This is a genomic window from Myxococcus sp. AB025B, assembly GCF_006518215.1.
GTDB classification, from domain to species: Bacteria; Myxococcota; Myxococcia; order Myxococcales; family Myxococcaceae; genus Myxococcus; species Myxococcus fulvus.
Genome location: NZ_SRLW01000269.1, coordinates 1 through 13,573 on the forward strand (window position 1 = coordinate 1; position 13,573 = coordinate 13,573).

The window sequence follows — 13,573 nt, forward strand, 5'->3', positions numbered from 1 at the left end:
CCGGCCCCCCTGCTGCACGGAGCGCACGGTCGTGGTGGGTTGCGCCCGACCGTGTGGCACTCCACGACAATGCAGCGGGTGTGCCGTTCCACCCTCACCCTGGGGTCACTCCCGCCCTCGAGACAGGGGCGTAGCCTGGAGGGTCACGAATCCGGCCCGCCTGTAGCGTGGGGCGCTACAGGTGCGGGCCCCGCCGTCGATGGGGCGCCTGGCGGCGTCTGCTTGCCAGCGACAGGCACGATGCGCGCGCCGCCTGGATGCCCGCCAGACGGTGGCGCTAGAACGCCAGGTTGAGCTGCAGGGTGATGAGCTGCGAGGTGCCCGGGTCCTTCGGAATGACGACGGAGGCGTCCTCCGCGCCGTTGGCGGCCTCCTGGTGGGCAATCTGGTAGCGCAGCTTGAACGCCAGGTGCGGCGCATTGACGAACCAGGCGAGCTGGGCCTCGCCAATGTAGAGCAGGTCGTCGTCCAGGTCGAAGCTCGGGTTGAGGTAGCTCAGGCGCACGCCCACATCCACGGTCTTCTTGTAGACGACGTAGTCCGCCTGCATCCACGCGCCGAAGCTGGAGAAGTTGCGCGCGTTGTTCATCGGGTCGACGCGGCTGATGTACGCCTCGCCGAAGAGGCTGAAGCGCCGCGCCTGGATGAACAGGTCCACGCCGCCGGTGACGAAGCGGCGCTCGCCCTCGCGCAGGATTTCGAAGACGCCGGACTCCGGGTTGAAGTTCTCCTTCACCTGGGAGACGTCGCCGGCGGCCCCCTGCAGCGTGAAGGACACGTTGAGCGGAGGCGGCTCCTTGTCGCCGGACATGATGTACGGCAGCTCGCCGTAGCCAGGCTTGCCCATGGGGGAGAAGGTGGCGCGCGCGTTGAGCTGATACTTGTCGGACTCGGAGCGGACGCTGCGCAGCGGAGAGCCGCCGTAGACGCCGACGTAGTACTCCAGCCAGTCCATGGTCCCGAAGAACGTCACGCCCTTGTCGCGACCGGTCCAGTAGTAGTTGGCGATGGTGGCGAACTCGGGGAAGAGGATCTGCTGCGGGCCCCAGGACTCGTGACGGCTCAGCGGTGTGTACTGCTGGCCCGCGCGCACGCCCAGCTCGTCCCAGGGTTGGATCTCCACCAGCGAGTCGAGCAGGTACAGCGGCGGGTCCGCCAGCTCCAGCGACGTCCAGAAGCGAATCCAAGGGCGGAAGACGTTGCCGCGCATGATGGGGCGCAGGAACGAGAAGGCCGTGCGGGACTCGGCCTTGCCATCCAGGAAGACGGGCTCGAGCTTGTAGCCAGCCTGCAGCCCGATGCCGAGCAGGTAGTTCCCGTCCTCGGACTGGACGTGGAAGCCGTTCTTCTCATCATAGCCTCCGGTGATGGTGGGCTTGTCGTCGTCCTTCTTCTCGTCCTGCGCGTGACTCTCCGTCGGGGCGAGCAGTCCGCTCACGCCCGCCACCACCGCCGCCACTCGTATCCAGCGCATGCCCTGTTCCCTCGAATGAGCGCGGCCCCCAAGCGAGGCGACTCGCCGGGGCCGAGCGGCACGGTGGGCATGCGTCTGGAGGGCGCCAGTCGGGAGCGTCGTGCGCTATCCGCGAGCGGACGGCGGGCGCGGCGCGACGATGGCTGACGGACAGCGGCCTCGTCCTCGTGGACGGGGCTCATCGAACACGCAACGTGAGAGGGCGCCCCTCCCTCGTGATGGGAAGAGGCGCCCGCGAACCACGGCGGCGAGGGTCTATGGCGACGGAGGCGTCTTCTGCTCCGCGCCGTCGCGGCCCGCGCCACCGGTGCCCATCGTGCCCGCGCCGCCAGGCGTGGCGGCGTACAGGTTGTCACCCAGCGAGTTCACGACATGGGTGATGGCGCGCTGGGCACGCACGCTGTTGCCCGCCTTGTCGAGCGGCGGGGAGAAGGCCGCGATGGCATAGCGGCCCGGCACCACGGCGACGATGCCACCGCCCACGCCGCTCTTCGCGGGGACGCCGGCCTGATAGAGCCACTCGCCGGTGTTCTCATACAGACCATTGGTGGCCATCAGCGCCAGCGTGCGCCGCGCGGTGTCCGGGCTGATGACCCGCTCACCCGTGACGGGGTTGATGCCGCCGTTGGCGAGCGTGGCGCCCATGGTGGCGAGCTGCCGGGCCGTGACGTTGACCGAGCACTGCCGCGTGTAGAGGTCGAGCGCCTGCTCGCGCGGAGAGCCGAGGACGTCGTAGGACTCCAGCAGCGCGGAGATGGACTGGTTGCGCGTGTTGGTGTCCGTCTCCGACTTGTAGACCTCCTCGTTCACGGAGAGCGGCTCGCCCGCGAAGGCGTTGAAGTTGTCGCTGATCTTCCTCCAGCGCTCATCGGGCGTCTTCGCGGGAATCAGGCTCACCGAGGTGATGGCGCCCGCGTTGACCAGCGGATTGCCGGCGCGGTGGTCCTCGTTCATCTCGATGGCGACGATGGAGTTGAACGGCTGCCCGGTGGCGTCCACGCCAATCTTGTCCTCGACCTTCTTGGCGCCCACCTCCTCCATCAGCCGCGCCAGCGTGAAGGGCTTGGAGAGCGACTCGATGGGGAAGGGTGAGGCCGCGTCGCCGGCGGTGTAGATCTTCCCGTCGACGGTGACGAGCGCCAGGCCGAAGAGGTTGGAGTCCACCTTGGCCAGGTACGGGATGTAGTCCGCGTTCTTGCCCTCCTTCGTCCCCTTGAACTGCTTGTGGGCCTTCTGGAGGGCCTGCTGGATGTCCGTCTCGGACGGCATCGCCTCGTCTCCCGGGGAGGGGCGGGCGGTCGTCGGGGACGTGGCGGGCTTGGCTTTGGGCGCGGCGCCGAGCGCGACACCGGGGCCCGCGAGGGCCAGCAGACACGTGGAGAGCAACCAGCTTCTGCGACTGCGGCTTGCGAGCTTCATGTCATCTCCTCCCAGCGACGTGGGCGCCCGCGAGCGCAGGCAGCCGGCGCGTCGGCTTCGGTGGTTGAGGAGTGGGGGCCGCCCGGCCGCGCGGCAACGCCGGGAGCGCACGAGCGAAGAGGCCCTCGCGTCCATGCGTGGGCCCAGGAACCCTCCCCGCCGTCCGGGCTTCGCGTCGATGACGTGGCGCCTACCTTGTCCGACGTCGAGTCGCACGGCGCTCCGCCCGTGCCCGCCGACGAAAGGAGGGCGTGCCGCCATGGCGGAGCCCCTGAGCTCGCTGGAGTCCGGTGTCCAGGCACACCTGTTGTCCGCGGTCTTCAATCCCGAGCAGGTCCGACTGGACGTGTGGAACCGGCTTCGGGAGGAGGTGACGCGGCTGGAGGCACGCCACGCCGAGGGGCAGGTGTCGCCCGAGAACCTGGAGCAGGTGCTCTCGCTCTTCGCGGAGGTGCACCCCATCGAGCGGCTCTTCGTGTTCCCGGGCGAGGCCCGGCTGCAGAGGCTGGCGGAGATGGCGCGTCGGCACGACGTGGAGGAGCTGGCCGAGGAGGTGCGTCGGCTGGTGGGCTTGTTGAGCCTGCATCGCGACCGCGCCTGTCTGCTCACGGACCTGGACGGGACGCGCGCGGCGGCGCCGGAGGGCTCGCACTACTTCACCACGCTGGTGGTGGATGACATGGCGGCGGCGGACTTCGAGCGGGTCCACCGCGGGATGCTCGAGGCACAGCGTGGGGAGCACCAGTTCCTCTACGAGCTGCTCCAGGTGCGCTCGGTGGAGGATGCGCTGGTGGCGGTGCTCGTCAACGACGACGTGCAGGTGTGCGTGGTGCGGCAGGACCTGCCGCTGCGCTCGCGCTCGCCCGTGAAGCAGCTGCGCTCCACGCTGGAGCCCATCCTCGCGGAGGCGGAGCGCAACGGTGACGAAGCGGGGCTGGTGGTGGCGCGCTGGGTGCGGCGCCTGCGTCCACACCTCAATGTCTACCTCATCACCGACGAGTCGCTGGTGGGGCGGGAGATGCACACCGAGCGCCTGTTCGACCGCGTCTTCTACCGGTACGAGTCCGCGCACGAGCTGAACGTCACGGTGGTGGACGGCGTGCGCGAGCGCTACCGGACGCCGTTCTTCGACGCGCTCAAGCACTACGCCTCGCGCCCCATCGGTAACTTCCACGCGCTGCCGATTGCCCGAGGGCACTCGGTGTACAACTCGCGCTGGCTGCGGGACATGGGGGAGTTCTACGGGCCCAACCTGTTCATGGCGGAGTCCTCCTCCACCGCGGGTGGACTGGACTCCCTGTTGGAGCCGACGGGCTCCATCAAGCAGGCGCAGGAGAAGGCGGCCAGGACGTTCGGCGCGCAGCAGACGTTCTTCGTCACCAACGGCACGTCGACGGCGAACAAGATCGTCCACCAGACGCTGCTCCAGCCCGGTGACGTGGTGCTCATCGACCGCAACTGCCACAAGTCGCACCACTACGGGCTGGTGCTGGCGGGCGCGCACACGGTGTACCTGGACGCGTATCCGGTGCGGGAGTTCGCGATGTACGGCGGCGTGGCGCTGAGCACGCTGAAGGCGAAGCTCCTGGAGCTGAAGTCCGCGGGGCGGCTGGAGCGGGTGAAGCTGGTGGTGTTGACCAACTGCACCTTCGACGGGCTCGTCTACCACCCGGAGCGGGTGATGGAGGAGCTGCTGGCCATCAAGCCGGACCTGGCGTTCCTGTGGGATGAGGCGTGGTTCGCCTACGCCACGTTCATGCCGCTGGCGCGTCAGCGCACGGCGATGCGGGCCGCGCAGAAGCTGGCGGAGCGGCTGCGCAGCCGCGCGTACCGCGAGGAGTACCGGGCGTGGCGTGCACGGCGCGGAGACGGCGACGCGGTGGCGGGGGCCCGCGCGCTGGAGGAGCGGCTGCTGCCGGACCCGGACAAGGTGCGCGTGCGCGTGTACGCGACGCAGTCCACGCACAAGTCGCTGTCGGCGTTCCGTCAGGCCTCGATGCTGCACGTCTGGGACGAGGACTTCGAGCGCCGCGCGGCCGCGCCGCTGACGGAGGCGTACTTCACGCACATCACCACGTCGCCGAACCACCAGCTCGTGGCGTCGCTGGACCTGGCGCGCCGGCAGATGGACCTGGAGGGCTTCGCGATGGTGAAGGAGGCCTACCAGCTGGCGATGCGGATGCGCGAGCGGCTGCGCGAGGACCCGCTGCTGCATCGCTACCTGCGGCTGCTGGACGCGGAGCAGATGGTGCCGGAGGTGTTCCGGAGCTCGGGGTTGAACCGCTACGTGGGGCCGGGCTCGGCGGGCGTGGACGAGCTGACGCGGGCGTGGGCGCAGGACGAGTTCGTGCTGGACCCCACGCGCCTGACGCTCTTCACCGCGCTCACCGGGCGCAACGGGTTCGAGTTCCGGAGCAAGGTGTTGATGGAGCGGCTGGGCATCCAGGTGAACCACACGTCCATCAACACGGTGCTGATGAACGCGACGATTGGCGTGACGTGGGGCTCGCTGTCGTTCCTCCTGGACGGGCTCCGGCACGAGGCGGAGCGACTGGAGGCGACGCTGGCGCAGGCGACGGGCGCGGAGCGCAGGCTGTTCGACGCGAAGGTGCGCGCCATCACCGAGGAGCTGCCGCCGCTGCCGGACTTCAGCGGGTTCCATCCGGCGTTCCAGCCGTCGGGCGGCGTGGGGGAGGGCGACTTGCGCAGCGCCTTCTTCCTGGCGTACCGCGAGGAGAACGCGGAGTTCGTGACGTTGCCGGAGGCCGCGCAGGCGCTGGACTCGGGGCGGCGGCTGGTGTCCACGCGCTTCGTGGTGCCGTATCCGCCGGGCTTCCCCATCCTGGTGCCGGGGCAGGAGGTGAGCCCGGGCATCGTGGAGTTCATGCGGAAGCTGGACGTGAAGGAGGTCCACGGCTACCGGCCGGAGCTCGGGCTGAGTGTCTTCACGGAGGCCGCACTGGAGCGCGCCGCGAGCACCCCGGCACCGGAGGTCCCCGTGCCCCGGACGCGCGGCCCACGCCACGCGCCGGGCCACAACGGGTCCACGCCCGCGACGCACTGAGCGTGGCCTCAGACGTGCCAGGTGAGGGAGCTGTCCGCCGAGTGGATGGCGGGCAGTGAGCAGTAGAACGTGGTGCCGAGTCCAGGCTGGCTGTCCACCCAGACCCGGCCGCCATGGGCCTCGGTGATGCCCTTGACGATGGTGAGCCCCAGGCCCGCGCCTTCCTTGGCGCGGCTCCGGGCCTGCCAGAAGGGCTCGAACAGGCGGTGCTGGTCCTCGGGGGGAATCCCCGAGCCCGTGTCGCTCACCGAGCAGCGCACCATCTCCCCCCATGGGCGCGCGCGCAGGACGATGCAGCCGCCCATCGGGGTGAACTTGAGCGCGTTGCCAATCAGGTTGGAGAAGAGCTGCAGCACCCGGTCCCGGTCCACGAAGAGGTCCGGCGTGTCGCGGCTGACGTCCAACTGGAGATGGACGGACTGGGCCTCGGCCAGCGCCCGGTGCAGCTCCAGGGCCTCCGTGAGCAGCGCCATCGTCGACTCCGGCCGACGGTCCACGGTGAGGCTGCCGCCCTGCATCCGCGCGACATCCAGCAGGTCCTCGATGAGCGCGGTCGCCCGGGTGACCGCCTTCTGGATGGAGGTCAGTGGACGCGAGTCCGCGGCGCGCTCCGCCGGCGAGCGCTTCATCATCGTCCCCGCGCTCAGCGAGATGACATTCAGGGGCGCGCGCAGGTCATGGGCGACGATGCGCAGCACCTCGTCGCGAAGGTGCGTGGCCTGCTCGGAGCGCGCATGCAGGCTCGCGTTGTCGATGGCCAGCGCCGCGCGCCGCCCGACCTCCTCGACGAGCGCCAGGTCCCGACGCCCGTAGCTCCGCCCGGACTCGGAGGTTCCCAGCGCGACGACGCCCACCGTATGTCCGCGCGCGCTCAGTGGCACCACGATGATGGAGCGGGGCGCGAGCCGTCGCAGCAGGTCCAGGTGCCGGGCATCCTCCGCGGTGCTCTCCAGGAGCGACGCGGGGACCTCTTCCAGCAGCAGCGGCTGGCCGCTGGTGAAGACCTCCGCCAACGCCTGCCCCCGCCGCAGGTGGGCCTGCGGATACGCGCCGAACAGCTCCTCCATCAACAGCGTCCTCTCGTGCGTGGAGGCGAGGCACTCGCGGCGTTGGACCTGCCCGTGCTCGTCGATCATCGTCACGACGCAGAAGTCCGCCAGCGTGGGGACGAGCAGCCGCGACACCGTGGTGACCGTCGTCCCCGGGTCCAGCGAGCTGGCGAGCCTGGGCCCGGCCTCCGCCAGCAGGTGCTGCTCCCGCTCCAGTTGCTTGCGCTCGGAGATGTCCTGCACCTGGGAGATGAAGTGCAGCGGTCTGCCCTTCGAATCATGGACGAGGGACGCGGTGAGCAGGACGTACACCAAGTGGCCCAGCTTGTGACGGTAGCGTTTCTCGAGCTGATACGTGCCCAGCTCCCCATCCAGCAGCCGCCCCACCTGGAGCAGGTCCCCCTCCAGGTCCTCCGGGTGGGTGAGGTCCTGGAATGTCATCGTGCACAGCTCCTCGCGCGTGTACCCGAGCATCTGGCTCAGCGCCTCGTTCACGTTCAGGAAGTGTCCGTCCAGGCCAACCAGGGACATGCCGATGGGGGCATGGTCGAAGGCGGTGCGGAACAGCTCCTCCCGGTTGCGCCGGGCCTCCTCCGCTCGCACCCGCGCGCTCAGGTCGCGCAGGATGACGGCCCTGAACGCGACATCATCCACCCGCACGTCGGCGAGCGTGGCCTCCGCGGGAAACACCTCCCCACTCCTGCGACGGCCGGACAGGGGTCTTCCCTCTACGTCGCCCGGGCCTGTTCCGACGGCCTCCCGTGCCGGGAGCTCCAGGGGGTCGCTCAGCAACAGGTCCATCGGCCTGCCCAGCACCTCGCCCGCGGCGTAGCCGAAGATGCGCTCGGCGCCGGTGTTGAACAGGGTGATGTTCCGCTGCTCGTCGACGGCGATGATGGCGTCCGCGGCGTTGTTGACGATGCCGGCGAAGCGGGCCTCGGAGATGCGCAACGACTGCGCCACTTCGCGTTGGCGCGCGTCCAGTCGGGACAGGGCGTTCGCGTTGCGAGCCAGCAGGAGCACGAAGGCGAGCACCGTGACGAGCGCGAAGACCGACGTACCGAACGGGCCGCTGCGAAAGCCGAGCTCCTCGCTGACCAGCCGCAGCCCCCACACGAGCAGCGGCAGGGTGATGACGGCGGGCAACAGCCTGCGCGCCATGAGGCCGCCGGCATCGTCCCGCAGCAGCACCCCCATCAGTCCATATCGGGGATGCACGGAGAGGATTCCCACCGAGAGCAGCAGGAACAACAGCGCCGAGTGCAGCGCCATGGGCGTGTAGGGACCGAAGGCCCGCTGCCCGATGAACGCGGTCAGCGGAGCCTCCTCCAGATACGCATAGCCGATGAGGGCCTGGGCGGAGACGAGCGCGACGAGCAGGGCGAGCGGACGGGCCGGATGCCACCCCGAGCGGGTCCTGACGTGCAGCAGCAGCAGCGCGGACCCGAGCAGCACCAGGCTCGCCGCTGTCAGGGGAGACGGCCGGCCCGGCATGTGCGGCGACAGCCGGGTGAGGGTGTCCGCGAAGAAGAGGGGGGCGATCCCGAAATCCCGCCGCGTCAGGTACTCGAGCAGCACCAGTCCGCCCAGCACCATGGCGAGCAGCGCCAGTGCCAGCCCCAGTCCCCTTGCCAGGCGCTCCGCCGACTTCCTCCTCAGCAGCCACAGCGCGCAGCCGATGGAGAACTGCCCCACGGCGGTGAGGGGCATCATCACCCCGGCTCCCGGGAGGAAGACCACACGGGTGAGCCGCTCGCTGGCCATCGCCCAGCCCGCCAGCACGGTGGCCGTCACCAGGACGGTGAACGTGCACACGAGCGGGACCAGCCAGTCGAGCACCCTTTCCAGAGGGCGCGACGAAACCTCCATCCACGAAACTGGAGTCACGTCCTGTCGTTGACCAATGTCGCGGCGGCGACCGCTCCGCCGCCTGCTTCAGCGCTCCTCCCAATGAATCCAGCGCAGGTCCTTCACGAAGAGCGTGTAGAGGACGGGGACGAGCAGCAGGGTGAGCACCGTGGCCACGGTGAGTCCGCCGATCTGCGCGTAGCAGAGCGGCTGCCACAGCGGGCCGCCGTGCAGCGCCAGGGGGATGAGCCCCAGCACGGTGGCTCCCACCGTCACCAGCACGGGCCGCAGGCGGTGGACCCCGGCGTCGAGCAGGGACTCGCGCAGGGACTCTCCGCGCTCGTGGGCCTCCTCGATGTAGTCGAAGAGCACGATGATGTGGCTGACGATGACGCCCATCAGGCTGATGATGCCCAGGAAGGCCATGAAGCTGAAGGGCGCGCCCATGATGACCAGGGACACCAGCGCCGCCGCGGCGCCGAAGGGCAGGGTCGCGAACACGACCAGTGGCTTGACGGCGTTCTTGAACTGGATGACCAGCGCCACGTAGATGGCGACGATGAGCATGCCGAGCACGACGACCATGCTCGCGAAGCTCTTCTTCTGCTCCTCCGCCTCGCCGCCGATCTCCAACGTGTAGCCGATGGGCAGGTGCTGCTGGAGCTCATCGAGCTTCGGGCGGGCCTCCTTCAAGACCTCCGAGGCGAGCACGCCCTGCTGCGGAAACGTGGAGATGGTGATGGTGCGGAACTGGTTGCGGCGGCGGATCTTCTCCGTCTGGAGCGAGTAGGCGACGCGGGAGACCTGCCGCAGGGGCACCTTCTGGGGCCCGCTGCGCGAGCTGATGTACAGGTTCTCGATGTCACCCAGCTGGGCGCGCTCCTCGGCGCGGAGCCGGGCGACGATGTCGATTTGATGGATGCCCTCGCGCAGCTGACCCACTGTCATTCCGTTCATCGCCGAGGCGGAGGACGTGGCCACGTCCAGGTTGGTGACACCCGCGAGGTTGGCCCGGTCCGGGTCCACCTCCAGCTTCACGGAGAACGTGTCGCTGCCCCAGTCGTCGCGCGTGCGCGCGGTGCCGGGGACGGAGCGGAAGATGGCCTTGGCCTGCTCGGCGATGTCGCGCAGCACGGAGATGTCCTCGCCGGAGACCCGGATGGACACGGGGATGCCCACGGGCTTGCCCGTCTCCAGCTCGCGCGCGTCGACGCGCGCCCCGGCGATACGGCGTGACAGCGCGTCCTGGAACAAGGGCACCAGCATGCGGGTGTCCTCCTTGTCGCGGACCTGGACGACCAGCTGCGCGTAGTTGAGCTGCTGGAGCTCCGGTGCGACGGAGAACCAGAAGCGCGGGCCTCCGCCGCCGATGAACTCCGTCACCGACTCGAGCACCTGGCGCGGCTTGCCGTCGCTCGGGTGGGCCTTGCCGTACTCCTCGGCCACCTCCTGGAGGATGCGGGTGGCGTCCCTGGCGGTGTCGCGCGTCGCGGTGAGGGTGGCGTCCTCGGGCAGCCAGACGTCCACGTAGGACAGATAGGACAGGTCCTTGGGGAAGAAGGCGGAGCGGACGCGGGTGCCCACGAGCGCGCCCGCGACGAGTACCAGCAGCGCCACGCCAACGACGAGCAGCCGGTGGTCGATGGCCCAGCCGACGACCTGCTGGTACCTCCGGGCGAAGCGCGAGGCCTTCTGTTCCGATGCGGGAGTCTCCGTCGAGGGCGCGCGGAGGATGGCGGAGCCCAGCAGCGGGATGAACGTCATGGAGACGACGCGCGAGGCGACCAGGGACAGCGTGAGGACGATGGGCAGGGTGCGGATGAACCTGCCCGTGTCTCCAGGCAGCGAGAGGAAGGGCAGGTAGGCGGCGATGTTGGTGAGGGTGGCGAAGAGGATGGCGGTGGCCAGCTTCGTGGGACCGAGCCACGCGGCGATGCGCGGCTTCCACCCCATGGACATCGAGCGCTTGATGGCGTCGCTGGCCACGACGGGGTCATCCACCAGCAGGCCCAGCGCGATGATGAGCGACGCGATGGAGATCTGCTGCAGGTCCACGCCGAACAGGTGCATCAGCCCGAAGGTCATCGCCAGGGTGATGGGGATGGCCAGGGCCAACAGCAGCGCCGTCCTCCACTCCCAGAAGCCGATGAGCGCGACGAGCACCACCAGGATGATGGCCTCGTAGAGCGAGGACATGAACAGGTCCACGTTCTCCTTCACCTGGAGCGGCTGGTCCGAGGTGCGGCGGATGACCAGGTCCTCGGGCAGCAGCCGCTGGACGTGCGCCAGCTCCTCGCTCACGGCGTGGCCGAAGGCGTCGATCTGCTCGCCCGGGCGCATGTTGACGGCGAGGGTGATGGCGCGGTTGCGGACGAACTCGCCCTGGGCGTTGCGCGCGTCCAGGTAGTTCAAGAATCGCGGCGGGCTCTGGTAGTCGCGGCGCACGTCCACCATGTCGCGCAGGTACACCGGCGTGCCGTTGGTGCTCGTGGTGGCGACGATGTCTCCCAGCTCGCGCTCGCTGGACAGCTCGCCCGACGGGTCGATGGTGATGCTCTTGCCGCCCATCTCCAGGATGCCGCCGGGCGCGGTGATGTTGCGCGCGGAGATGAGATTCGAGAGCCCCGAGGCCTGGACGCCGTAGGAGGCGAGGCGCTCCTGCGAGTACTCCAGGAAGATCTTCTCGGGCAGCACGCCCACGCGGGTGACCTTGGAGACGACGGGCAGCCGCTGGAGGTGTCGCTGAATCGTGTCGGTGAAGTCGTCGAGCTGCCGGTGGCTGTAGCGGTCTCCCGCGTTCGCCGTCAGTCGGGCGCGGACGTCCGTCGGGTCGCGGACGATGATGGGGCGCCACACGTCGGGGTGGAGCTCCGACAGGCTCAGGTGGTCCTGGGCGAAGGCGCGCAGGTGTCGCAGCAGCGTGTCGTCGTCCAGGGACGTGGCCATGTCCACGCCGATGAAGCCGGGGCTCTGGATGAAGCGCGCGTCATCCGTCTCGGGCAGGGCGTCGAAGAAGCGCAGGGCCTGGTCTCCCAGGCGCTGCATGGACGTCGCGTTGATGGAGGGCGGGAAGCTCACCACCACCGTGGCCCGGGGAGCGGAGGACGACGTGGCCGCGCGCACGTCCTCGATGGCGCGGGCGACGGCGCGCGAGCGCAGCTCCAGCTCCACGTCGTTCGCCGGGGGGCTGGCCACCGTGAGCATCAGCGTCGCGGTGTCGCCGAAGTCCTTGAGGAACTGCACCGGCCCCGCGCCGCTCGGCAGGTCGCGAATCGTGTCGAGCCGCCCCTGGATGTCGTCGAACTCCTTGGCCCGGTCCGCGACGTCCTCCTTCAGCGTGACGTAGACGACGGACAGGCTGGTGCGACTGATGGACTCGATCTTCTCGACGCTGGCGTTCTCGGAGATCTTCTGCTCGATGCGGCGGGTGACCAGCTGTTCAATCTTCTCCGCCTCCGCGCCGGGCCACAGGCACGTGGCCACCGCGACGCGCACGGCGATGACCGGGTCCTTCGCCTTGGGCATCTTGAAGTAGCCGTAGACGCCCCACACCAGCGTGAAGGCCAGGAACACCCAGGCCACCTGCCGCTTCTCGGTGAAGTAGCGCGCCGTGTTGTGTTTGTGGCGCACCAGCGCTTCGTCGCGCTCCCGCTCCGCCTGCTCCGCCTGCTCGGGCGTCACGGAATCACCTCCACCGCCTCGCCGTCGGACAGGAGGCTGGCGCCGGTGACGACGATGCGCTCACCGGCCTCCAGCCCCTTGCGCACCGGGATGACGTTGCCCAGGTACTCGCCCAGCTCCACCTCGCGGGCGCGCACGAGCGACTCGCCGTCCTGCTGCTGGAACACGAAGACGGCGAACCCGTCCGGCTTGCCGGGCGCGCGGACGATGGAGGAGAGCGGCACGAGCAGCTCCGGCTGGAGTCGGGCGGAGCCGCCGTCTCGCAGCGACAGCGCGGCCACCATGCCGGGCTTGAGTCGCTGGTCCTCGTTGGGGATGGAGACCTCCACCGCGAACACGCGGCTCTTGGGGTCCGCGGAGGGCGCGATGCGGGAGATGCGCCCCTCGAAGCGCTGTCCGGGGAAGGCCTGGGTGATGACGGCCTGGGGCGCGCCGAGCCGGACGCTGGGCAGGAGCGTGTCCGGGACGCCGAACACCACGCGGACGCTGCGCGTCTCCGCCACCGAGAAGGCGACGGTGCCCGGCGCGGCCAGGACGCCCACCTCCACGGTGCGCTTGAGCACCACGCCGGAGAGCGGCGAGCGCAGCTGGGTGTCCTCGAGCGCCGTGCGCGCTTCCTCCACGCGGGCCTGGGCGACGGCCGAGGCGCCGACGGCGCTGTCCTTCTGCGTGCGGGCTGCGTCGAGCTGCGCGGGCGTGGACACCTCCGCGGCGACGAGCTTCGTCGTGCGCTCGAAGTTGATGCGCGCCTGCTCCTCGGCGGCGCGGGCCTGGGAGAGCGCCGCGCGGGCCTCGGTGAGCTTCTGCGAGTAGTCCGTCTTGCGCAGCGCGGCCAGCTCCATGCCCTCGCGCACGGCGTCGCCTTCCTGGATGAGGCGGGGGCGTCCGTCCACGTCCTTCACCTTCGCGATGGACTCCACGTAGCCGCCGACCTTGAAGGCCAGGTCCACGCGCGTGGCGGGCTGGATCTCCGCGGAGAAGCGCGCATCCGCCGTCGTCCCGGCGCGGCCCACGGTGGCGATGCGCACGGCGGTGGGC

At 69.7% G+C, this 13,573-nt stretch carries 6 protein-coding genes; 1 reads left to right on the forward strand and 5 read right to left on the reverse strand.

The window, feature by feature from the left end:
* Window positions 1-277 precede the first annotated feature (277 nt).
* Entirely contained in the window at window positions 278-1,474 is a 1,197-nt protein-coding gene (locus tag FL311_RS33040; protein ID WP_141331532.1) for a porin, read from the reverse strand.
* Window positions 1,475-1,729: 255 nt separating this feature from the next.
* Complete coding sequence (gene glsA / locus FL311_RS33045) at window positions 1,730-2,893, reverse strand: glutaminase A (protein ID WP_141331533.1); 1,164 nt, start codon at window positions 2,891-2,893, stop codon at window positions 1,730-1,732.
* A 259-nt stretch (window positions 2,894-3,152) separates the two neighbouring features.
* Here glsA and FL311_RS33050 point away from each other — a divergent pair, with 259 nt between their 5' ends.
* On the forward strand, window positions 3,153-5,957 hold the full coding sequence (locus tag FL311_RS33050; protein WP_141331535.1) for an aminotransferase class I/II-fold pyridoxal phosphate-dependent enzyme: 2,805 nt from the start codon (window positions 3,153-3,155) through the stop codon (window positions 5,955-5,957).
* An 8-nt stretch (window positions 5,958-5,965) separates the two neighbouring features.
* Here the strand turns inward: FL311_RS33050 and FL311_RS33055 are convergent, their stop codons facing one another.
* The 3 genes from FL311_RS33055 to FL311_RS33065 form a co-directional block, all read right to left on the reverse strand.
* On the reverse strand, window positions 5,966-8,845 hold the full coding sequence (locus FL311_RS33055) for a PAS domain S-box protein (RefSeq protein ID WP_228557245.1): 2,880 nt from the start codon (window positions 8,843-8,845) through the stop codon (window positions 5,966-5,968).
* 96 nt (window positions 8,846-8,941) lie between these two features.
* Window positions 8,942-12,535, reverse strand: coding sequence for an efflux RND transporter permease subunit (locus FL311_RS33060; RefSeq protein WP_141331539.1), 3,594 nt, complete (start codon window positions 12,533-12,535; stop codon window positions 8,942-8,944).
* On the reverse strand, window positions 12,532-13,573 hold a 1,042-nt coding region (locus FL311_RS33065), incomplete at its 5' end, for an efflux RND transporter periplasmic adaptor subunit (RefSeq protein WP_141331541.1). The genes FL311_RS33060 and FL311_RS33065, both read right to left, overlap by 4 nt.